Annotated in this window: 21 protein-coding genes; 16 read left to right on the forward strand and 5 right to left on the reverse strand. The window is 68.9% G+C overall.

Annotation, left to right across the window (positions count from 1 at the left end):
* Positions 1-298, forward strand: a 298-nt coding sequence (locus K7W42_RS20975) for a hypothetical protein (RefSeq protein WP_224577166.1), incomplete at its 5' end; no start/stop codon positions are given.
* A gap of 29 nt (positions 299-327) precedes the next feature.
* Here the strand turns inward: K7W42_RS20975 and K7W42_RS20980 are convergent.
* Both K7W42_RS20980 and K7W42_RS20985 read right to left on the reverse strand, forming a co-directional pair.
* On the reverse strand, positions 328-1860 hold the full coding sequence (locus tag K7W42_RS20980; protein WP_224577168.1) for a S1 family peptidase: 1533 nt from the start codon (positions 1858-1860) through the stop codon (positions 328-330).
* A gap of 112 nt (positions 1861-1972) precedes the next feature.
* The gene (locus K7W42_RS20985) at positions 1973-2674 is read right to left on the reverse strand and encodes a metal-dependent transcriptional regulator (RefSeq protein ID WP_224577171.1); all 702 of its coding nucleotides are present in this window, start codon (positions 2672-2674) and stop codon (positions 1973-1975) included.
* A gap of 148 nt (positions 2675-2822) precedes the next feature.
* Between K7W42_RS20985 and K7W42_RS20990 the strand changes: the two genes are divergently transcribed.
* From K7W42_RS20990 to K7W42_RS21025, 8 genes are all read left to right on the forward strand, one after another.
* The gene (locus K7W42_RS20990) at positions 2823-5165 is read left to right on the forward strand and encodes a G8 domain-containing protein (protein WP_224577172.1); all 2343 of its coding nucleotides are present in this window, start codon (positions 2823-2825) and stop codon (positions 5163-5165) included.
* On the forward strand, positions 5162-6295 hold the full coding sequence (locus K7W42_RS20995) for a polysaccharide deacetylase family protein (RefSeq protein ID WP_224577173.1): 1134 nt from the start codon (positions 5162-5164) through the stop codon (positions 6293-6295). Before K7W42_RS20990 ends, K7W42_RS20995 begins: the two co-directional genes overlap by 4 nt.
* Positions 6296-6352: 57 nt before the next feature.
* Positions 6353-6937 (forward strand): RNA polymerase sigma factor, encoded by a 585-nt coding sequence (locus tag K7W42_RS21000; RefSeq protein ID WP_369411413.1) that lies wholly within the window; start codon positions 6353-6355, stop codon positions 6935-6937.
* Positions 6934-7194, forward strand: coding sequence for a hypothetical protein (locus tag K7W42_RS21005; protein WP_224577174.1), 261 nt, complete (start codon positions 6934-6936; stop codon positions 7192-7194). The genes K7W42_RS21000 and K7W42_RS21005 overlap by 4 nt, the downstream gene beginning before the upstream one ends.
* On the forward strand, positions 7191-7955 hold the full coding sequence (locus tag K7W42_RS21010; protein ID WP_224577175.1) for a transcriptional regulator: 765 nt from the start codon (positions 7191-7193) through the stop codon (positions 7953-7955). Before K7W42_RS21005 ends, K7W42_RS21010 begins: the two co-directional genes overlap by 4 nt.
* A 22-nt stretch (positions 7956-7977) precedes the next feature.
* Positions 7978-9243: a DUF1800 domain-containing protein gene (locus K7W42_RS21015; protein ID WP_224577176.1), complete on the forward strand. Its 1266-nt coding sequence runs from the start codon at positions 7978-7980 to the stop codon at positions 9241-9243.
* 106 nt (positions 9244-9349) lie between these two features.
* Positions 9350-10522 carry a DUF1501 domain-containing protein gene (locus K7W42_RS21020; protein WP_157459767.1) on the forward strand — a complete coding sequence of 391 codons (1173 nt, stop codon included), beginning with the start codon at positions 9350-9352 and terminating at the stop codon, positions 10520-10522.
* The gene (locus tag K7W42_RS21025) at positions 10519-10998 is read left to right on the forward strand and encodes a hypothetical protein (RefSeq protein WP_224577177.1); all 480 of its coding nucleotides are present in this window, start codon (positions 10519-10521) and stop codon (positions 10996-10998) included. Before K7W42_RS21020 ends, K7W42_RS21025 begins: the two co-directional genes overlap by 4 nt.
* Positions 10999-11577: 579 nt before the next feature.
* On the opposite strand, the gene K7W42_RS21030 is transcribed toward K7W42_RS21025, so the two are convergent.
* Positions 11578-12504, reverse strand: a complete 927-nt coding sequence (locus tag K7W42_RS21030; protein ID WP_224577178.1) for a GNAT family N-acetyltransferase — start codon at positions 12502-12504, stop codon at positions 11578-11580.
* A 388-nt stretch (positions 12505-12892) separates the two neighbouring features.
* On the opposite strand from K7W42_RS21030, the gene tkt reads away from it, so the two are divergent.
* Positions 12893-14869 carry a transketolase gene (gene tkt / locus K7W42_RS21035; RefSeq protein ID WP_224577179.1) on the forward strand — a complete coding sequence of 659 codons (1977 nt, stop codon included), beginning with the start codon at positions 12893-12895 and terminating at the stop codon, positions 14867-14869.
* Positions 14870-14976: 107 nt separating this feature from the next.
* On the opposite strand, the gene K7W42_RS21040 is transcribed toward tkt, so the two are convergent.
* Positions 14977-15531, reverse strand: a complete 555-nt coding sequence (locus K7W42_RS21040; protein WP_224577180.1) for a hypothetical protein — start codon at positions 15529-15531, stop codon at positions 14977-14979.
* A gap of 87 nt (positions 15532-15618) precedes the next feature.
* On the opposite strand from K7W42_RS21040, the gene K7W42_RS21045 reads away from it, so the two are divergent.
* Entirely contained in the window at positions 15619-16278 is a 660-nt protein-coding gene (locus tag K7W42_RS21045) for a class I SAM-dependent methyltransferase (RefSeq protein WP_224577181.1), read from the forward strand.
* Here the strand turns inward: K7W42_RS21045 and truA are convergent.
* The gene (gene truA / locus K7W42_RS21050; protein WP_224577182.1) at positions 16233-17063 is read right to left on the reverse strand and encodes a tRNA pseudouridine(38-40) synthase TruA; all 831 of its coding nucleotides are present in this window, start codon (positions 17061-17063) and stop codon (positions 16233-16235) included. The two genes, K7W42_RS21045 and truA, sit on opposite strands and share 46 nt — an antisense overlap.
* 168 nt (positions 17064-17231) lie before the next feature.
* Here truA and K7W42_RS21055 point away from each other — a divergent pair, with 168 nt between their 5' ends.
* From K7W42_RS21055 to K7W42_RS21075, 5 genes are all read left to right on the forward strand, one after another.
* Positions 17232-18035 (forward strand): LysM peptidoglycan-binding domain-containing M23 family metallopeptidase, encoded by an 804-nt coding sequence (locus tag K7W42_RS21055; RefSeq protein ID WP_224577183.1) that lies wholly within the window; start codon positions 17232-17234, stop codon positions 18033-18035.
* Positions 18032-18283 (forward strand): hypothetical protein, encoded by a 252-nt coding sequence (locus tag K7W42_RS21060; RefSeq protein WP_224577185.1) that lies wholly within the window; start codon positions 18032-18034, stop codon positions 18281-18283. The genes K7W42_RS21055 and K7W42_RS21060 overlap by 4 nt, the downstream gene beginning before the upstream one ends.
* A gap of 180 nt (positions 18284-18463) precedes the next feature.
* Positions 18464-18793, forward strand: coding sequence for a PadR family transcriptional regulator (locus K7W42_RS21065; RefSeq protein ID WP_224577187.1), 330 nt, complete (start codon positions 18464-18466; stop codon positions 18791-18793).
* The gene (locus K7W42_RS21070; RefSeq protein WP_224577189.1) at positions 18790-20094 is read left to right on the forward strand and encodes a hypothetical protein; all 1305 of its coding nucleotides are present in this window, start codon (positions 18790-18792) and stop codon (positions 20092-20094) included. Before K7W42_RS21065 ends, K7W42_RS21070 begins: the two co-directional genes overlap by 4 nt.
* A 5-nt stretch (positions 20095-20099) precedes the next feature.
* Positions 20100-20738 (forward strand): hypothetical protein, encoded by a 639-nt coding sequence (locus tag K7W42_RS21075; protein ID WP_224577191.1) that lies wholly within the window; start codon positions 20100-20102, stop codon positions 20736-20738.
* The last annotated feature ends 20 nt before the right edge of the window (positions 20739-20758 follow it).

Genomic DNA, 20758 nt, shown 5'->3' on the forward strand with positions numbered 1-20758 from the left:
CTGCCGGACACACCCCTTCCTGGACGCTAACCCGGCCTATCTGGCCCCGCCGGGCACCCCGCCCGAGGTGCTGGACGCGGCGCGCGACGCTTACCTGAGTGCCTGGACCGACCACCTGCCCTTGCCAGAGCTGCGCGCCCTGCACGCCGACGCCCTGCTGGCCGGCGAATTGCTGCGGGCTCTAGGCTACGTGGACGGCATTCAAGACGCGGTGGAGGACAAGTCCGAGTGGGCAGGCGCCCACCTTCATCATTTGCGCCGCCTGCTGCCGGCACAAGCAACCGCCCCCAGCAGCTAGCCGAGGGCGGAGGAAATGACGGATCGGCGTTACTTCAGGCCCAGGGTGCAGGTGCCGGCGCCTGTGCCCTTGTCGTCGGCGTTCTTGTGGGTGGTGGCCGCGCCGCGCACGGTGGCGCCGCTCAGGCCGGCGCGCTCGGTGGAGCAGACCAGAAAGGTCTTGTCGCTGCGCTGCACAATCAGGAAGAGTTCGCCGTCGGCGTAGTCCAGAATCGCGCTGCTCGACTCGCTGCCGCGTGTGGCGGTGCCGTCAAACCCGCCTTCTGGATTGGCTTTGCTCAGCGCCACGTTGTAGGTGCCCACCGAGGTGAACGTGGCGGTCCAGGTCTGGCCGACTTTCAGGCTGGGGGGCCAGGCCAGGGCCGCGCCCCCCGCCGAAGCCGTGCCCGAGGTGGCCGAGGCACTGGTGCCCGCCGTCTTGGCTTTCAGGCTAACCACGCAGTCGCCGGCGCGGGTGCCGTCCGATTCCAGGTCCTTGAAGGCGTACACCGCGCCTTTCCAGTCGCTGCTGCTCACCCCGCCCGGCTCCACGATGCAGCTGGTAAACGCCTTGCCGTCGCGCGTCCACTCAACCCAGACCTCGTTGTCGTCCTCGTCGTAGTAAAAAAACGCGGTCTGACTCTGCGAGCCGCTGCGGGCGGTGCCCTTCAGGCCCCCGTCTTTGAGCAGTTCGGTCAGGTCCAGGGTCCAGGTGCCGGCCCCCGCGCTGCCCGTCACGCGCACGGTGCCGGCCACGCTGTTGCGGCCCGTGGCCAGGGTGGGAGGCCACAGCCCAGCCGCCCCCGAGCTGACGTTCGTGGTGGCGGTCACGGCCGCGCTGCCACTCTTTTTGACCACGAAACCGGTGACGTTGGGCGTAACCAGTCCCCAGGCCACCGCCAGCGGGCGCATAAAAGCGGTGCGCGAATTACCGCCGCCCGCCAGGCCCGCCGAATGCACGCCAATCAGGGCGCCGCTCTCGTCGTACACGCCGCCGCCGGAATTGCCGGGCCCGGTCTGGGCGTCGTGCTTGATCCACTGCCGGCCACTGCTTTCCAGGTCGTCCCCGGTAAAGCCGCCCACCGACCCGCGCGAGAACGAGATGGTGTAGCCGCCCGTACCCTGAAAGCCGAAGACAAAGATGTCGTCGCCAATGATCAGGCTGTTGGAATCACCCAGTTCTACAGAGGGCAGGTTCAGGCGGCTGACAGGCTTCTCGTCCTTGTCTTCCACGATTTGCACGATGGCCAGGTCGAGGTTGGGGTCACCGGCCACGACCTTCCCCCAGTAGGTGAACTCTGGTTCGCGGTCCACAAAGCGGATGGTCCGTACCTGAATCCAGTGGGACAGCACGCGGGTTTCGGGGTCCCCGACCACGTGGTAGTTGGTCAGGATGTACCCCTGAGGACTGATGATGGAGCCCGACCCACGCGAACCGTCCAGATCGCCGTTCTGGTCGGTCGGCAGCAGCATCACGGTGGCCTGGATGATGCGCTCCCGAATATCCTTGGGCAGCGCCTGCGCGCCCCCCCAGCACCACAGCAGCAGGCCGCACAGCCAGGCCAGGACCCCAATGTTTCTCATGCTCTATTTAAGCGCGCGGTCAGTCAGCCTGTCTAGTAGACAAAAGGCGGAGATTGACTGCTGAGGGCGGAGAAAAAAGGGGGTACACCCTCCGGATGCAGGTGGGTGGGGGTCAGCCGTTCGGGTGCCCAGGAGCCAGGGCTAATCCTGAGGCCGAGCGCTCCACATGAATCTGCGCTGCCACCCCCAGCGCCAGGGTCAGGGTGTGGTCGGTGGCCCACACCGTCAGGGTGCCCAGGGCGGTGTCCACGCTGTCCACGCGCAGCGGGGCACCGGGGGTCAGGCCGGCGGCTATTAGGGCGCGCAGCTGCGCGGCGTCGTCGTCGGGAATGCGGGCCACGGTGGCGGCGTCGCCGGAGGCCAGCTGCGACAGGCGCCGCTGCGGCTGGGCCGGCAGTTCGCCGTCCACGGTGGGAATGGGGTCGCCGTGTGGGTCGTGGGTGGGGTCGCCCAGCCAGGCCGCGATGCGGGCTTCTAGCCGCTCAGAGAGGGCGTGTTCCAGCCGCTCGGCTTCCTCGTGAACCTCGTCCAGCGGGACGCCCAGTGCGCGGTGCAGGAACAGTTCCAGCAGGCGGTGGTGGCGCAGCACCTCCAGCGCGACCCGCTCGCCCTCGGCCGTGAGCTGGGCGCCCTGGTACGGCGCGTGCGAGACCAGGCCCTGCTCGGCCAGCTTGCGCAGCATGCCCGTCACGCTGGCCGGCGCCACCTCCAGCGCTGTGGCCAGCGCCTGCGTGTTCACCTTGCCGGCCTGGCCCAGCACATACAGATGTTTCAGGTAATCCTCCGCAGAGCGGGAGAGGGGACGGCCGGTCATAGGGTCAGTGTAGCGGGGGCCAGTCTGGCTGGGCGAAGGTCCTGTTCGGGCCGCGCGCGCCCTCCTGACCGGTACAGCCCGCCTGTCAGGTCAGGTCCCACTTTAGGGGGATGGCGGCTCTGTGGGGCCGCCATAGGGTGCCTCCTATATGGTCCGCCTGCGCCCAGTCGCCCGCACGCTCCTGGGGCCACCGCTGCTGCTCGGAACGTTGGTGGTCGCGCTGGCGGTCAGTCTGGCCTGGCCCAGGTCACCCAGCCCGGCCCTGTGGTCTGACCCGCACACCTGGGGCGGCCACCTGCCTGTCGCTGGTCAGCGGGTCGTTATCCCGCCTGGCCAGCGCGTCGTGCTGGATATCAGCCCGCCGCCATTGGACGACCTGAACATCCAGGGCGAACTGCTGGTTCAAGACGGAGCTGGGGCACTTACGCTGCGGGCCGCAACTATTCAGGTTGGCGGGCGGTGGCAGGCGGGCGAAGCCGTACGGCCCCTCAGGCGCCGCTTGACGGTCATTCTGGGCTCGGGCAGGCGCGTTGCTGCCGCGACCAACGGCCTGGTCACGGTGCTGGCCGGCGGCACCCTTGAACTCTGGGGGCTACGGCCCAGCCGCTGGACCCATCTGACGCGCTCGGTGCGGGCCGGCAGCCGCACCCTGCAGCTGGCCACACCCGTCAACTGGCCGATGGGCACGGTGCTAACCCTGGCCCCCACCGGGTTTGACCTGATGGAAGCCGAACGGGTCCAGGTCGCGGCGCGCTCGCCCGACGGCCGGCAGCTTACCCTCCAGGCGCCCCTGCGCTTCCCCCATTTTGGCCAGGTTACACGCGGCGTGGACGAGCGGGCCGAGGTGGGGGCCCTGACCCGCACCATTTCGCTGACCAGCGCTGCGGCGGCGCGCCGGGCCGAGCTAGGTGGCGGCGTGATGGTGCTGGCAGGCGGCACCCTCAGGGCCAGCGGCGTGGCGTTCAGCGGCCTGGGCCGCGCCGGCCAGAAAGGCTTTTATCCCGTTCACTTTCACCGGGCTGGTGAGCAGGGGCAGTCCTTTGTTGAGGACTCCAGCTTCTATGGGAACTTCAACCGGTGCCTGACCCTGCACGGCACCCAGCACGCGCGCATTGAGGGCAACGTGACTTTTGATGCCGTTGGCCACTGCTTCTTTTTAGAAGACGGCACCGAGACCGGCAATCAGCTGCTGGGCAACCTGGCGGTTCAGACACGCGGCGCGCCGCCTGAAACTGCGATTCTGGAGACAGATAGAGTGGCGGCGGCCTATTGGATCACCAACCCTGACAATGTCCTGAGGGGCAATGTGGCGGCGGGGGCCGAACACTCGGGGTTCTGGTACTCCTTGCCCCCCGAACCTCAGGGCGACGGCGTGACCGCTGCAGAGCATCAGACCATTCGGCCCCGGCGCACGAATCTGGGGGTCTTTCAGGACAATGTGGCCCATTCGACTGGGCACACCGGGCTGTTCGTGGACAACCTGCGCAATCCTCCGGGCGTGCTGGAGGCGCCCAACTACAGCCCCGCACGCCGGGCCGAGTTTCAGGGGCTGACCGCCTACAAAAATCGCCGGCGCGGCGCCTGGCTCAGGGGCACCAATTTGCGCCTCAGCGGCGTCCGGCTGGCGGACAACGCGATTGGGGTGACCTTTGCGGCCGCCGACACGGAACTGGTCGGCGGCGTGGTAGTCGGGGAAAGCCAGAACCGCACCGGCCCCCCCAAACCGCAGGAACCTCACTTTCCTCTGCGCGGCTTCGAGTTCTACGACGGGCCCGTGACGGTTCAGGACATCCACTTTACCCAGTTCGTTTCGACACCCACGCGGCCTGCAGGCGCGCTGGGGGCGCTGCAATTCAGCCCCTTCTTTTTTCATCCAGCCAGTCAGGCCGCGCGGCTGCAGTTCTCGAACGCGCAGCCTGTTTACCTGGCCCCCAGGCCCCTGCCGGTCCCTGAAGACGCCGGCGCAGACGGCTACCGCAGCGCAGCCTTTCTGGATATGGACGGCTCGGTGACGGGACAGGCGGGCACCTCGGTGCTTCTCGCCACGCCGTTTCTGACCAACACCAGCGCCTGTCAGGCGCGGCCGACCTGGGGGGCCGTGAGCTGCGCCGGTTCGCCAGTGAGTCTGTTCATCGTGAACATGGACACGGCGCCGCAAGCCTTTGGGCCCGTCAAGCTCCGCCGGGAGGATGGCGCCCACATGATGCTGCGGGGCAATCCCCGCGAAGGACCCAACCGCGCCTTTCAAACCAACCTCTGGGCCGACCACACCTACGCCCTGACGCCCGCAACCTGGCCGGGGCATGTGCGGCTGGCCGCCCACCACCTGGCCGCGCAGCAGGTCCTCCGACTGACCCTCAGGACCCGGCGGCCGGCCCGGATAGACCTGGCGCCTGGCAGCAAGGCCAGCTGGAGTGCTGGGCAGCTTCGCCTGGAGTTCCGAGCGCCGCCCGCCGGGGCAGAGGCGGCCGTGGTGGACCTATGGTTATGAGGCGCTGGCGCGCGCTGCTGGCCGCTGGAGCGGTCCTGCTGCTGGGCCTGACGCCAGTGGCCAGAACCGGGGCGCCCACGCCCGCCACACTTGACCTGGTGGGACCGGTCGCGCAGCAGCGGCTCCACCTCTCCGCCGCCGCGTCCCTGCATCTGCGCAGCAACGGTTTTGTCAGCATGGCCTTCGTGGCCCTGACCATCCGGCACACACCTGGCTCTATGAAGGCGGAGGAGGCCCTGGCTGTTCAGGCAGTGAACGCCGCCTACCAGGCCTTTCCAGATCTGGCCGAGGTCGACGTGGCCCTCTTTGAGGCGGGTCAATACCTGGGCTTTGCCTCCCGCGCGGCACCTCCCCTCCTCACCCTTTCGGTGCCGGCCCAGCAGCGCCCAATCTTCGCCTGGGCCCTGAGGCGCGGCACTTACCCACGGGTGTGGCCAGCCAGCACCCCCGACCTGATGGCTCCAGCCCCTATTGCGCCGCTCCCAACCAGGCGGCCAATCTGGCGCGGCGCCGGGACCACCCAGGACGCCGCACTGACCCTTGATGACGCCCCGCACCCACTGTATACACCCCTGCTGCTGGACCTGCTGCGCCGCTATGGCGTACCCGCCACCTTCTTTGTCATCGGTCAGAATGCAGAGCACTACCCCTATTTCGTGCGCGACATGGTGAAGGCCGGGCACCAGGTGGGCAACCACACCTATTCCCACGCGCTGCTGAAGACCCTGACCGCAGGAGAAGTCCGCTCGGAGCTGGCGCGGACATCCGGGCTGCTCAGGCACCTAACCGGTCAGGACATCACGGCCTTCCGGCCCCCCGGCGGCGGACTGAATGCCGCTGTGCTGGGCGCCGCCGCTGCGCAGGGGCTCAGGACAGTCATGTGGAGCCACGACGCCGGCGACTACCTGAAGGCAGACGCCCAGAGCCTGCAAAAAGCGTTCGCGCACCACCTGCACCCCGGCCAAATCACGCTGCTGCACGACAAAGTCGACAGCACCCTGGGCGCCCTTCCGGCCATGATTCAGGCCGCGCAGGCCAGGGGGTATGCCTTGCGAACGGTCGACGGCCTGCTCAGCCCCGAGCCGGCACGGAGGCTTGCAGCCCACCAACCTGCACCGGCGGCGCCGTAGGGTCAGAGGAAGGCCGTTTTTCCCTACACCGGGCACTGGGCGGGCCGGAGGGAACTTTTGCGGCCGCTGCTCCCTCTAACATTCGAGGTGCCCTTGAATGACCCCTACGCCCCCCTGCCAGACCGCGACCTGGTCCGCCTCGCCCTGCGCGACGAGGCCGCGTTCGAGGCGCTCGTGAAGCGCCACGCGGCGGGCATTCACCGCCTAGCGGCCAGCCTGGTGGGGCCCGGCGCCGCCGATGACGTGGTGCAGGAGGTCTTGATCAGCCTGCACCGGTCACTGAAGACCTTCCGGGGGGAGGCGCAGTTCAGCACTTGGCTGCACCGCGTCACCCTGAACGCCTGTTACGGCGCCCTCAAAGCCCGGCCCACCGTGCCGCTCGAAGGCCAGCCCGAGCCACACGCCCCGCACGACCCTGCCCGCAGCGGCGAGCAGGCCCAGGTCCGCGAGCGCCTGGCCGCCGCCCTGGCCCAGCTGCCGCGTGATCAGCGCGAAGCCATTGCTCTGCGCGAACTCTCGGGCCTGGACTACGCCGAGATTGCCCAGGTGACCGGCGCCGAGCTGGGCACCGTCAAGAGCCGCATTGCCCGCGCCCGCACTGCCCTGCGCGCGTGGCTGACCAACGCCGGAGTGACCCCATGACCCGTCCTGACGACCTGGAGACCCTCTTTGCCCAGGCGCGCACCCTCTCGCCTGCCGATGAGGGTGCCGCCGAGCGCTTTCTGACCCGTTTCCGGGCAGCGGCCCCACCGCGCCGGCCCCGCCCCGCCGCCTGGTGGCCCACCCTGCTGGCCTCGGCCGCCGTGGTGGCGGGGCTGCTGACCCTGTGCCCGGCCCCGGACCTGCCGGCCAGCGCCGCCTACGACGCCTACCAGAGCGCCTGGGGAGAGGGCTGGTGAGGCGCGCCCTGGCCCTGCTGACCCTGCTGGGGAGCGCCGCCCAGGCGGCCGACGTGGACGACGTCCTGAACGCCCTGAAACGCGCCCGCACCCTGGTGGCGCGCGGCCAGGCCGAGGTCACGGTGCTGTTTCCACCGCGCGAGGTGCCGACCCGCCGCGCCGCCGCCCTGCCTGTCCTGACCGTGCGCCCGGCGCTGGTGCAGCAGAACTTCGCGGTCACGCGCCTGGGCGCCGCAGCAGTGGCAGGCCGCCCGGCGGTCCTGTTTGAGCTGATCCCCAAGGTGGGCCAGGCCGCCCGCTGGCGCCTGTGGGTGGATGAAGTCTGGAAGGTGCCCCTGGCCTTCGAGGAGCGCAGTGCGGGCGGCGACCTGGCCCGGCGCGCCGTGTTTACGAAGGTGGGGGCAACCCTCACACGGCAGGCCCTGGCCCAGCCCCCACTGCCGGGCGGTCTGGCCGACGCCCTGGCCCGTGCCCTACCGGGCCTGCGCCTGCCGCCTGGGTTCGTGCCGTCTGGTATCGGCGCCCGTCCCGCTGGGCGCGAGGTCACACTGACCGACGGCCTGAACACCCTGACCCTGGTGGTGGCGCGGCGGAACGTCAAGGCGGCGCCGGGGGTGGCCTCGCGGCGGGTGGGCGGCGCCTACGTGTGGCTGGTGGGCAACCTCCCGCACAATGAACTGAACGCCGCCCTGGCCGGTATCCGCCGCGCCGACGAGGCCCCGCTGGGAACTTTTCAGGCTGCTCCGTCCTCTCATCCGTAAATCCCCCTTTTCAGGAGTCCCCATGACCCTCTCTCCCCTTTCCCGCAAACTGACCGCCGAGGACGCCGCGCACTTTTTGCGCCGCACCGCGTTCGGCGCCACCGACGACCAGATTCGCGCCCTGGCAGGCAAAGACGCCCGCAGCGTGGCCCGGGCGGCCCTGGCCTTTGACCAGAGCCTGACCCCGAAGAACCCCTTTGACCCCATGCAGGGCGCTGGCCCCGGCGCCTCGATTCAGCTGACGCGCGGCGCGTGGCTTTACGAGATGGTGTACGGCGCCTGGCCGCTGCGCGAGAAACTGGCCCTGACCTGGAGTAACCACTTTGTTATCGGCACCGACAAGGTGCGCAACGCCCCGGCCCTGACCGGCTACCTGGGGGCCCTGCGCCGCCACGCCGCCGCCCCCAGTTTCGAGCGCTTTACGCTGGAGGTCGCGCAGCTGCCCGCCATGCTGCGTTACCTGGACAACGACCAGAACCGCAAGGGCAAGCCCAACGAGAACTTCAGCCGCGAACTGCTGGAGCTGTTCACCACCGGTATCGGTCACTACACCGAAGACGACGTGCGTGAAGGCGCGCGCGCCCTGACCGGCTGGACCTTTACCGGTGGACGCGGCAACACGCAGTATCTCGTCGAGCCTAAATTTGCCAACCAGACGGGGCAGCACGACGCGGGCCGCAAGACCTATCTGGGCCAGAGCGGCGCCTTCACCGGCGAGGACATCGTGCGCCTGGCGACCGCCCACCCGAACACCGCCCTGTTTGTCAGCCGCAAACTGCACCGCGCCTTTCTGAGTGATACGCCCGACGAGGCCGCCGTGCTGGGCAGCGCCGAGACCTGGCGCCGCACCGGAGGCAACGTGGGCGCCGTGCTGGAAGAACTCCTGAGCAGCGAGGCCTTTTATGCCAGCCGCGCCCGGATCATCCGCTCGCCCGTGGAGTACATCGTGGGCGCCCTGCGCACCCTGGGCCAGCCGACTTTCGACGCCAAGACTCTGCTGAACCTCACTCAGACCGCCGGGCGCATGGGCCAGCTGCTGCTGGAACCCGACACCGTCAAGGGCTGGGACGGGGGCCGCGAGTGGATCAACGACTCCACGCTGCTGCTGCGCCTTCAGGTGGCGGCAGGCCTGACGCTGACGTCCAAGGCGCCCAACCTCACCGAGCCGCCCAGTCTGCTGGCCCTGACCGGCCAGGAACGCCCGGCGGCGGCGGTGCTGCTCTCCAGTCTGAAGGGCCGCCAGCGCACCTACCTGAGCATGATCAGCCCCGAATTCCAGCTGGCCTAAAAGGGCCGCAGGCCATGAAGTCTGGGCTCCGACCCGTCAGAACTGCCTGCCCCCACAGCTCTTCCCACTGCCCACCACCCACTCCCTACTCCCCGAGGTTCCCCTCATGACCAACCGACGTGATTTTCTGAAACTTTCGGCGCTGGCGGTGGCCGCCACCAGCGGTATGCCCGGCTTTCTGGCTCGGGCGGCGACCCAGGCAGGCGGCAAAAAAACCCTGGTGGTCATTCAGCTGACGGGCGGCAACGACGGCCTGAACACCCTGATTCCGTACAGCAACGGCGCGTACTACGCCGCGCGGCCCAATATCGCCATTCCCAAAAAAGACGTGCTGACCCTCACCGGCGACCTGGGTATGCACCCGGCCCTCAAGCCCCTGATGGGCCTGTGGGACAGCGGCGACCTGGCCTGGATGGAGAACGTGGGCTACCCCAACCCCAACCGCAGCCACTTTGCCTCTATGGCCATCTGGCACACTGCTGACCCCACCCAGGCGCAGGCTGAAGGCTGGATTGGCCGCCTGGCCGAGCAGATCGGCGATCCCTTTTGCGCCAGCAACGTGGGCGGCTCCACGCCCCAGGCGCTGCGGGCCGGGGACTTCAGCCTCCCCAGCATCGAGTCGGTGGACAACTTTCAGCTCAAGCTGCCTTCGGGCATGGACACGCCCTTTCAGTCGCTGCTCAATTCTCCGCGCACGGGCGAAGCCGCCTACCTGACCCGCGCCACCCGCCAGATGCTGAAAAATACCGCGCGCGTGCAGGAAAACGCCAAGAAGTACAAGGCTGGGGCCACCTATCCCCAGACCCGCTTTGCCGGGCAACTGAAGGAAACGGCGCGACTGATTGCCGCCGGGGTCGGTCAGCGGGTGCTGTACGTCTCGCTGGGCGGCTTTGACACCCACGCCGGGCAGCGCGCCGAGCAGGATGAACTCCTGAGCACTCTGGCGGAGGGCCTGGCCGCCTTCTACGCCGACCTGGAAAAACAGGGCGTGGCGGGGGACGTGGTGGTGATGGGCTTTTCCGAGTTCGGGCGCCGGGTGGCCGAAAACGGCAGCGCCGGCACTGACCACGGCAAGGGCAGCGTGATGTTCGCGCTGGGCCAGGGCGTCAAGGGCGGCATTCACGGCAGCAGTCCCGACCTGGAAAAGCTCTCGGAGGGCGATATCATCTACAAGCAGGATTTCCGGGGCGTATACGCCGAGGCGCTGACCAAATGGCTGGGCCTGAACGCCCGCGAGATTCTGGGCGGCACCTTTTCGGGCCCCAGCTGGCTAGCATGACCCTCCGTTTGCGCGTCGCGGCGGGGGTGCTGGGCGCGCTGGTCCTGGCCGCTTCCGCTCTGGTCAGTCCGGCTCTGGCCCTGCCCAAGTACCGCATTCAGGCCGCGCCGCAGCTGCACCTGACTGAAGGCAACGACCTGTGGCAGCTGGACCGGCGGGTCATGCCCTGCACCTACTGCCACGTCAAGGACACGGGCGGCGCGCCCTGGAATCCTTTTGGACAGGCTTTGCAGCGCACTTTTGCCCAGGAGGCCGAGGCCGGGCGCCACCTGACCTTTCCCCAGGCGCTTCACACCTTATTGACGGCCGGCACCGACGCCGACGGAGACGGTTACCCGGACGCCCTGGAAGTCTTCGCCAAGACTTTGCCCGGCGACCCCGAGAACAAGCCCGACACACCGGTGGAGGACCTGACGGCGGCCTTTGAGAAAGCGGGCGGCGCAGCACAATACGCGCCACTCAAGAAAACAAAATAAAAAAGCCGCCTTCTTCGGCGGTGATAGAAAGAATATAGCGCGGTATGCAGAGGGCGTCAAGTTCAGCCATTGGGCCTCAAATTTAGCGTTCTGGACAGCAGATTTTCTAAAGCGATATGGCGCGGCCTGCATAGAAGCCTGGTGAGAGAGAACTCTAAGACGCTCTACTTCCACGAGTGAAGAGCAAAACAAAAAAAGCCGCCTTTTTCGGCGGTGATAGGAAAAGAATAGCGCGGTATGCAGCGCTGGTCAACCCCAGCCGGCCACTCCAAAAAACGCCCGCCCACACGCTCTGAAAAGGAACGTGTGGGCAGACGCGCTATGCACTTAGGGATGTTCGGTTGCATTCAAGGGGCCATAGCCTCACGCAAGAAGGCTCGGACGGCAGAACATCCAGATGTTCATAGGCGCCTTTCCATCGCTGCACGCCCGTCGCCGTTCGTTCTCCTGCGCAGGTGTGCAAATCTGCCTGGAGCCTGCGGCGACCTCCCAACAAGCCAGTCCAGTTTTGTCACCACATCTAGCTCTGCTGTCCGTCTGCTCGCTTGAGTCGCGCCGCAGGGACGCATCACCCTGAATTCACTCTGAGGCGAGCCCTTTCTCCCAGGTGACCCACATCCGTTCCACGCGGTAGCCCAGGCGGGTGTTGACGCGCAGCATCGGGAGGTTCAGCACCGTACCGCCCGTGCCGGCGTGGGTGTAGCCTTCTGCCCTGGCCCAGGCCAGCGCAAAGGCCTTGAGGGCCGTCGCCACGCCCCGCCCCCGGTGCCCTGGGTGGGTGACCGTGTCTTCCGAGTCCACCTCCTGGTCGCGCAGGCTCAAGCGGGTCAGGGCCACGATCTCGCCCTTGACGCGGGTGACGAACGCGGCTTCCTCGCGGCAGATGGTCTCGCGCAGGGTGTCACGGGTCAGGGGGTCAGGCGTGGTCGTGGGGTTGCGCGGCCTGTCCTGAACGCCGCGTTCGTGCAGGGCAAAGAGGGCGTCCCAGTCGCGCTCAGGCGCATCAGGTGACAGGCGCCCCGGTTCATAGCCGGCCAGAAACAGCCGCTCCTGAAGCGGCTCGAACGCCGCCGGGTCAAAGCGGGTCAGGTCCAGGTGGGCGCCCCACGACTGCCAGGCGTTGCGAAAGCCGGCGGCGTGAAAGAAATCCATCTGCTCACCAAAATCCTCGCGGGTGACGCCCAGCACGCGGGCAAAGCCAGCCGGCACCTCGGCCAGCAACGCCAGGGTGAGGGCCGTGAAGGCGCTGCCGTCGCCGGCCAGGTCCAGGCGCAGGGCGCCAGGTACACTGGCGCCAAACGGAGCCAGGCGCGCGGTGGCGGTCACTTGGCTCTCCTGCTCGGCCACCAGGCGGCTGGGCGGCGTGGCCTCGCGGAACTGCTCTGGCGTGTAGGTCCAGTGCCCACGCACGCTGTCCGTCACGAGCTGGGCCACCGCCACAGCGTCGCTCTGGCGAAAGGGGCGGAGGCTGGGCAGGTGGGCGGTGGCGTGCAGGGCGTGTGTCATGGCGTCATGGTGCGCGACCCTCCCCCTCTCCTGGCGAACCCAGCCCCTACGCCAGATGGCTCAGCAAGGACGGTCACCGGTGCATATACACCCCCCGAAACACTGGTCCTGCTGAGTCAGTGCGTGGCTCCATCATGCATGCCGATTCATACTCACCCCACATTCACAGAGCCGCTTGACAGGATTACGCTCATGCCGTATTCTGTTCACACCGGAATGGAAGCGCCGTGGTGTGCTTGTAGGCCAGGACGGAGCCCGCCCAAGTTCAGTGTTTTCCGCCCCTTCTGTCATGAGGGGGCGCCTTTTTTGGTGTCGCAGCGCTGGCCTGTCCAGCTCTTTCCTTAAGTGTATTCTGTACACATACTTCTGGCAGGGTAGGATGAACCCTATGTCCAGCGACCTTTCGCAGCTGAGCGTGAACACCATCCGCACCCTGAGCATTGACGCCGTGCAGGCGGCCAACAGCGGCCACCCCGGCGCGCCGCTGGGGGCCGCCCCCCTGGCTTACGTGCTGTGGCAGGACTTTCTGCGCTTCAACCCGCAGCACCCCGAATGGGCCGGGCGTGACCGCTTCGTGCTGTCGGCGGGGCACGCCAGCATGCTCATCTACAGCCTGCTGCACCTGACCGGCTACGACATGCCGCTTGAAGACCTCAAGAATTTCCGCCAGTGGGGCAGCAAAACCCCGGGGCACCCCGAGTTCTTCCACACACCCGGTCTGGACGCCACGACGGGGCCGCTGGGGCAGGGCGCCGCGATGACAGTGGGCATGGCGATGGCCGAGGCGCACCTGGCCGCGCGCTACAACCGCCCCGACTTCGCCATTTTCGACAACCACACCTATGCGGTGCTGGGTGACGGCGACCTGCAAGAAGGCGTGAACCACGAGGCCGCCGCGCTGGCCGGGCACCTGCGCCTGAACAAACTGATCTGGCTGCACGACGACAACCAGATTCAGCTCGACACCCCCACCAGCAAGGCCGAGAGCGAGGACACCGCCGCGCGCTACGTCTCGTACGGCTGGAACGTGCTGAAGGTGGGCGACGGCAACGACCTGGCCGAGATTCGCGCCGCCATTGCCGAGGCCCAGGGCAGCGACCGCCCCACGCTGATTCAGGTGCGCACCGTGATTGGCTTTGGCAGCCCACGTGCCGGCACCAGCAAGGCCCACGGCGAGCCGCTGGGCGCCGAGGGCGTGGCCGAGACCAAGGCGGCGCTGGGCTGGGACTATCCCGCGTTTACCGTGCCCGAGGAAGTCAAGGCCCACATGGACGCCCACGAGCGCGGCGCGAAGTTGGAGACTGACTGGAACACCCTGATGGACGGCTACCGCGCGGCGCACCCTGAATTGGGCGCCGAGGTGGACGCCCTGCTGGCGCGCGACCTGCCAGCAGCCCTGGCCGACGCCCTGCCCAGCTACGAAGTCGGCGGTAAGGCGGCGGCCACCCGCAACGCCAGCGGCGAGGTCATCAACGCGCTGGCGAAGGTGGTGCCGGGGCTGATGGGCGGCAGCGCCGACCTGTCGGGCAGCACCAAGACCACCATCAAGGACGGCGGCGAGATGCAGGAAGGCAGCATGGCCGGGCGCAACGTGTTGTTCGGCGTGCGCGAGTTCGGCATGGCCGCCGCTGCCAACGGCCTGAGCCTGTACGGCGGTCTGCGCCCGCTGGTGGGCACCTTCCTGGTGTTTGCCGATTACCTCAAGCCGGCCTTTCGCCTCTCGGCCATTCAGATGCAGCCCGTCACTTACGTCCTGACCCACGACTCGATTGGCCTGGGCGAGGACGGCCCCACCCACCAGCCGATTGACCAGCTGGCCATGCTGCGCGCGGTGCCGGGCGCCCACGTCATTCGCCCCGCCGACGCCAACGAGACGGCCGCCGCCTGGCAGATGGCCCTGGAGTACACCAAGGGGCCGACCGCCCTGGCCCTGAGCCGCCAGGACCTGCCCATCCTGCCGCGCAACCACGCGGGCGTGAAGAAGGGCGCTTACGTGGTCCGTGACGCCGAGGGGGGAGGCGCCGCCCAGGTCATTCTGATCGCCTCGGGCAGTGAGGTCAGCCTCGCCCTGGACGCCGCCGAGGCCCTCAGCGGCGAAGGCATCGCCGCGCGCGTGGTTTCCATGCCCTGTATGGAAGTCTTCCGGGCACAGGACCGCTCCTACCGCGACAGCGTCCTGACCCCCGGCGTCAAGCGCGTGGCCATCGAAGCGGCCACCAAAGCCCCCTGGTACGAGTGGGTGGGGCTGGACGGCGCCGTGATTGGCATGGACACCTTTGGGGCCAGCGCGCCCGCCAGTGTGCTGTTCGAGAAATTCGGGTTCAGCGTGCCGAACGTGGTGAAGGTCGTGCGCGGCGTGCTGTAAGCGCAGGAGGCTAGCAGGCGCGGCCGGAGAAGTCCCTCGGCCGCGCCTGTTCCCTTGCTGGCAGGTTGAGCCCTCTTGTACAGCCCGCTTCAGAGGAGCCTTTAGCCTCAGCCCGCCGCCTCCAGCCAGAACAGGCCGCCCAGGCCCAGACTCGGCCGCAGGCGGAGCAGTCGCCCGTTCGCGTGGAGCTCGGCGTGAAGTTCACCGCCCGGCGTGTAGGCCCGCACAAGACCGTAATGCTGCTGCCGTGGGCTGAACTCCAGCCCCACGACCGGCGTTCCCTGGGCAAACAGGGCTTCCAGACGGCCTTCCAGCGCCTGCCCCGGTCCCCACTGCCCACGCGCCCGCAGCGGCAGGTCGTGTGCGCGCAGATAGGCGTTCAGGCCGCTCACCCAGCGCCAGTGCCAGGTGGCGCGCTGCCCGCCGCTGCCGGGCACGCGGAAGGCACCCTGGGCGCGCAGCAACTCGGCGGCCAGATCGTCGCGTTCGGGCAGGGCTACCCCCAACCGTGCAGCGTGGGCACGCACGAGACAGGCGGCACTTAGCGGGCCGCAGCCCACCGCTGCGCCGTGCACCTGGGCCTGGCGGCCGTCTTTCTCTGGGAGGGCAGCGGGAAACGCCACGCGAACCGGGGCTGGGGTCAGGACAGGCGCGGCCGTCATGGAGACAGCGGACCACACCGGTCTGAACAGCGGGCACAGCGCCGCTGACGGAACCCTCATGTCTTCGGGTCACGCTAGCCTCCTGGCATGACCCCGCGCCCCCATTCCCGCGAGTGGTACGCCGCGCTGGCCCGTGACCTGGGCGGCTACCAGCACCCCTGGACCCGTGTGCTGGACGGCCCTGACCCGGAATTAACCTACGATCTGCTGCTGACCACGCACCTGACCCCCCAGACGCGGGTGCTGGAGGCCGGCTGCGGCCACGGCCCGGACGCGGCGCGCTTCGGGGACCAGGCGGCGCGCTGGGCCGCCTACGACCACGTTCCCGAACTGCTGGCGCTGGCCCGGCAGCACGCGCCGCAGGCCGACTTTCACGACTGGAACGGCAAGGGCGCGGTGCCTCCTGCCCTGCACGGTCCCTTTGACCTGATCGTGTCGCGGCGCGGCCCGACGGGCATCATCCGGCGCCTGCCCGAACTGGCCGCGCCGCAGGCCCGCTTCCTGTACGTGGGACCGCGCCTGACGGTGCCGCAGGTGCAGGGCCGGCTGGCCGCTGTGGGCTGGACGGTGCTGGGCCAGTGGCAGATCAGCGTGCAGGCGTGGGTGCCCACCCGTGAGGACTGGGCGACCCGCTGCGCCTGGATGGAAGAACCTGAGCGCCTCTCCGAGTGGGACACCCAGGTCACAGCCGCCGGTCTGCCCTACCGCGAGGAGCGGCTGGTGGTGCTGGCCGGAGCGTCCGGGTAAAGCGCGCCGGCAAAGTACAGCCCCCCGGCCGCCACGTTGGCCCCGGCCTGCGCCCGCTCGCGCGAGGTCAAGACGGCCTGCACCCCTGCGGCGTCCAGCCGGCCCTGCCCGGCCAGCAGCAGCGTGCCCACCAGCCCGCGCACCATGTGACGCAGGAAACTCTCGCCGTGCACGTGAATGGCCCAGACCTCTGGCCCCGGCACCACCTCCAGGCGGCGCAGTTCGCGCACGGTCTGGCGGTCTTCCTGGGTGGCAAAGGCTGCAAAGTCGTGCGTGCCTGTCAGCAGGCGCGCGGCGGCGTTCATGGCGTCGGCGTCCAGGGCGTGCGGCACATGCAGCGCCCGCCCCTGCCACAGGGGATGGCGCTGCGGGCTGACGAGCAGCCGGTAGACATACTGCCGTTCCAGACAGGAAAACCGCGCGTGGAAGCCGGGCGCTGCCGCCTCTGCCTCCAGCACCGCCACGCTGGGCGGCAGCCAGGCGTTCAGGGCGCGCGCCAGCCGGGGCAGCGGCACCCGGAAGGCGGCCGGCAGGTCAACGTGGGCGGGCATGGCCTCGGCGTGAACGCCTGTATCGGTGCGGCCCGCCGCCACGGCCCGGAAGGCGCCGCCGCCCAGCCGCGCACAGGCCGCGTGCAGCGTGTCCTGCACGCTGGGGGCGTTGGGCTGCGCCTGCCAGCCGGCGTAGGGCGCGCCGTCCCAGGCCAGCGTCAGCCGCACCCGCTGAAACCCGGCGGGCGGCTTGAAGGCTGACGTGGGTGCGGGGGACGGAGAAGAGGGGAGCATGGTGACAGCTCTGTTCTAGCACTGCCGGCGGCGTGGCCGTCACGCCCAGCCTCAGGAGAGAAGCCGCCACAGCACGCCGCACAGACCGACGGCTGCGCACGAACGCTGCCCTGAAAAGCGCCTGCTTTCTCACGGTGCGCCTGGGGCCGCCGGCTTATGCTGCGCGGCGTGAACCGTTCCTTCATGTTGGGCCTGGCCTTGCTGTGGGCGGCGGCAGGCGCGGCCAGTTACCGCGTCAAGCCCGGCGACACCCTGAGCGGCATCGCCGCCCGCGCGGGCCTGAGTGTGGCCCAGGTGCAGGCCGCCAACCCGCGCCTTCAGGGGAGCGCGCTACAGGCCGGCTGGGTGCTGACCCTGCCTGAACGCCCGGTCCAGGGCCGCCGTTACACCGTGCAGCGCGGCGAGAACCTGACCGTCATCGCCACGCGGGCCGGGGTGACGCTGGGGGCGCTGCTGAAGGCCAATCCGCAGTACCAGGGGGGCAAGGCCGTGCTGGCGGGGGCCACCTTGACCATTCCCTCTGCAGCCAGTGCCGCCCGCTCGGGGACTGTGACGGTGCGCCCAGCTGCCACAGGTGGCCCCCGCCCCTGGCTGTGGCCAGTGCCCGGCTATCAGGGCGTCAGCAGCGGGTACGGCGAGCGCGACCTGCACGGCGACACCGAGATGCACTACGGCATTGACATCAGTGCGCCGCACGGCACCCGCGTCCTGGCCTCGCGCTCGGGCCGGGTGCTGGAGGCCCGCGCCGACTTTGAACGGGGCTGGGGCTGGACCGTGGTGCTGGAACACCCGGACGGCTGGATCACCCGCTATGCCCACCTGAGCGCCACGCTGGTGAGGGCAGGCGAACTGGTCGTGCAGGGACAACTGGTCGGCCGGGTCGGCAGCACTGGGCGCACCACTGGCCCCCATCTGCACTTCGGCACCTACCTGCGCTGGGACCCGCGCGACCCCCTGAGCCTGCTGCGGTGAGCAGCGTCTGGATTCACTATGCCGAGGGCCACGGCGAGCCTGCACACGCGGCGCTGCGGGCGTGGCTGGCTACCCTGCCCGGCCAGCCGGGTTTTCTGGGCGCCGAGCGCCTGGCCAGCCCCGAGCAGCCGGCCCTGACGCTGGTGGCCAGCCGCTGGGCGGTTCGGCCGCCGGACCTTGGCGTCCCCGAAGGGGTGCGGGCCTGGAGCTTTGAGGTCGTGGAACGCCATGAGGGCCAGCAGCAGTGACACCAGCGAGGCTGCGCGCCTGACGCGGTCAACAAAGCAGAGCCATCCTGACAGCGGTTGGTCGTCCACACCTCTTCACGCTTAGCGTCTTACTTGCCCTTGCATTCCGATGACCCTCGCTTTACGATGCCTCTACATCGGATGGCGAGGTCACCCTCTGGCCCTCCGAGAAGGAGTCGTATGGATGCTCAGCAACTCAAAGGTCACCTCGATCTACTGCTGCTGGCCAGCGTGGCGCCAGGACCGCGCTACGGCGGACAGATTATCGCCGACGTGCAGGCGGCCACAGACGGCTATTTCGCGCTGCGCGAAGGCACCCTCTACCCGGCGCTGCACCGCCTGGAAAAACAGGGGTTCTTGCAGGGTGAGTTTCAGGTGCTGCCCCGCGGCGGCAGTCCGGTCAAGGTCTATACCCTGACGCCGAGTGGCCAGGCCGAACTGCGCGCCCAGCGCGAACGGTACGAGCACTTTACCCGCGCCGTGCGCGGCGTGATTGGGGGGAAAGCGTGAGCCCGACGGACCGTTTTGTGCGGGAGGCCACGCGCGGCCTCTGGGGCCAGCGGCGGCGCGACGCCCTGACCGAACTGCGCGGCGCCGTGGAAGACAAGGTGTACCGTTACCGGCTGTGCGGCCTGGACCAGACGCAAGCCGAGCAGGCGGCGCTGCGCGACCTGGGGAGCCCTCACGCCATCGCCCGTGACCTCAGCCGGGTGCATACCGCGCCGCTCGCGCTGCGGGCCACCCTGGCGCTGGGCATCGCTGGCCTGCTCAGTTTTCAGGCGGTGGCGGTCGTGCCAGGGGTACAGGCCATCCTTGACCCCCGCATGCAGCCGGCCTGCACCCTGGACGAACTGTATGTGCGGCTGGTGCCCGGCGCGACCCCCGCCACCGCGCAGCGGCTGCTGACCACGCCCGCCGGCCAGCAGCAGTTGCAGACCAGCGTGCTGGGCCGGCTGGCGCCAGAACACGCCGAGTATCTGCGCCGTCAGCTGAGTCAGCCCGGCGGCATGGCCGCGGCAGTGGCCACCTGTCGGGAGCTGACCCCCACCTACGCCGCCAACCTGCTCAAGCTGGACGATGTGTATCAGGCGCTGCGCGCGGCGGGCGTGACGGTTACGCCCCTTCACGGCGCTGGGCTGGTCCAGCTGTCATTTCCGGGTGAGGAGCCTCATCAGACCGTGAACCTGGAACACAGCCTCCAGACCATCGGGGGTGTTCAGTACGTGGCCGGCAGTGGCCTGCTGAATATCCTGAAAAGCAGCGTCACGGCCCGGATCACCCTGACCGGCCTGCGCAACCCGACCCTGACCATCGGTCCGGCCACCCTGCGACTGGGCACAGAGGACCACCCGGTCCTCACCACCGACCTGCTGTCCTACGTGATGCTGGACTGGCTCTCGCCTCAGCTGCCAAAGCTACCAGGCACCATGACTCCAGCCATCAGTGGCACGCTGGGCACCCTGACCCCCGATCCAGCCGGCCATCATGTGCGGGTGAACGCCCCAGACGGCGCGCTGTACGCGACCCTCAGCAACGCGGCGGTCCTGGGCCAGCGTGGCCAGAGCCAGACGGCTGTCCGGGCTTATTCACTGGCGCTGGGGGCCGTGAAAGGCGGCCTGCTTCCCGCGCCGCTGACGGAGGGCCGGGAGGTCGGGTTTGCCCGTCTGGTCAGCACCCTGCCCGAGCTGTTCGCCGCCACCAAGAAGAACGAACGCGCCCTGCTCGTCTACCGCCTGAGCGGCACCGACCTGCGCCAGCTGACCTACACCCCTGTCCCAGCCGCGCAGCTGCGCCCGAACACCGCGCCGTGAGGGCCGTGCTGCTGACCCTGTGCCTGCTGGGCGGCGCCGCGCTGGCTGGAGGAGGGGCGCGCGTGGCCACCAGCGTGACCCTGGACGGAACAGGCTGCCGCCCTGCTCTTGGCCTGGTCGTGTTGGGGGTCACGCCCGACGCCGCCGCCTCAATACAGATGGCGCGCCTGCTCACCGCTGACCAGGCCGCACGCCAGGGCGCCGTCAATCCAGCCGCTGTGGACTGGGCTGCAGTCGCTCGGGCCGATGAGACCCGGCGGGCGCAGACCCTGGCGCTGCTGCGCGCTGGCCGCCTCAGCAGCGCCCAGGACTTTTTTGGCGCGGCGCTGATCTTTCAGCATGGCGACTGCCCACAGCACTTTCAGCTGGCGCATCTGCTGGCCGCCCGCGCCTTCGCCCTGGGCGGCGTCAAGTCGGCGGGCTGGCTGACAGCCGCCACCTATGACCGCTGGCAGATGAGTCTGGGCCGCCTCCAGACCTACGGCACCCAGTTTGTCGAGGTAGGGCCGTGCGACATTCAGCTGGCCCCGGTGGCGCCCGGCACCACCGACCGCGAGCGCGAACGCCTGGGGGTGCCAGCACTGGTGCTGGCCAGGGCGCAGGCCGACATCATGAGCGCGCGCTGCCGAGGCGAACTGCCCTGACCTTACGGCTAGGAGCGGCG

The sequence above is a fragment of the Deinococcus betulae genome, assembly GCF_020166395.1.
In the GTDB taxonomy this organism is placed as follows: Bacteria; Deinococcota; Deinococci; order Deinococcales; family Deinococcaceae; genus Deinococcus; species Deinococcus betulae.

Bases quoted from the DNA above. Each gene is read 5' to 3' on its own strand.
- tkt (WP_224577179.1), top strand. From the start codon at position 12,893: ATGTCCAGCGACCTTTCGCAGCTGAGCGTGAACACCATCCGCACCCTG.
- K7W42_RS20995 (WP_224577173.1), top strand. From the start codon at position 5,162: ATGAGGCGCTGGCGCGCGCTGCTGGCCGCTGGAGCGGTCCTGCTGCTG.
- K7W42_RS21005 (WP_224577174.1), top strand. From the start codon at position 6,934: ATGACCCGTCCTGACGACCTGGAGACCCTCTTTGCCCAGGCGCGCACC.
- truA (WP_224577182.1), bottom strand. From the start codon at position 17,063: ATGCTCCCCTCTTCTCCGTCCCCCGCACCCACGTCAGCCTTCAAGCCG.
- K7W42_RS21025 (WP_224577177.1), top strand. From the start codon at position 10,519: ATGACCCTCCGTTTGCGCGTCGCGGCGGGGGTGCTGGGCGCGCTGGTC.
- K7W42_RS20985 (WP_224577171.1), bottom strand. From the start codon at position 2,674: ATGACCGGCCGTCCCCTCTCCCGCTCTGCGGAGGATTACCTGAAACAT.
- K7W42_RS20990 (WP_224577172.1), top strand. From the start codon at position 2,823: ATGGTCCGCCTGCGCCCAGTCGCCCGCACGCTCCTGGGGCCACCGCTG.
- K7W42_RS21015 (WP_224577176.1), top strand. From the start codon at position 7,978: ATGACCCTCTCTCCCCTTTCCCGCAAACTGACCGCCGAGGACGCCGCG.
- K7W42_RS21045 (WP_224577181.1), top strand. From the start codon at position 15,619: ATGACCCCGCGCCCCCATTCCCGCGAGTGGTACGCCGCGCTGGCCCGT.
- K7W42_RS21040 (WP_224577180.1), bottom strand. From the start codon at position 15,531: ATGACGGCCGCGCCTGTCCTGACCCCAGCCCCGGTTCGCGTGGCGTTT.
- K7W42_RS21020 (WP_157459767.1), top strand. From the start codon at position 9,350: ATGACCAACCGACGTGATTTTCTGAAACTTTCGGCGCTGGCGGTGGCC.
- K7W42_RS20980 (WP_224577168.1), bottom strand. From the start codon at position 1,860: ATGAGAAACATTGGGGTCCTGGCCTGGCTGTGCGGCCTGCTGCTGTGG.
- K7W42_RS21065 (WP_224577187.1), top strand. From the start codon at position 18,464: ATGGATGCTCAGCAACTCAAAGGTCACCTCGATCTACTGCTGCTGGCC.
- K7W42_RS21030 (WP_224577178.1), bottom strand. From the start codon at position 12,504: ATGACACACGCCCTGCACGCCACCGCCCACCTGCCCAGCCTCCGCCCC.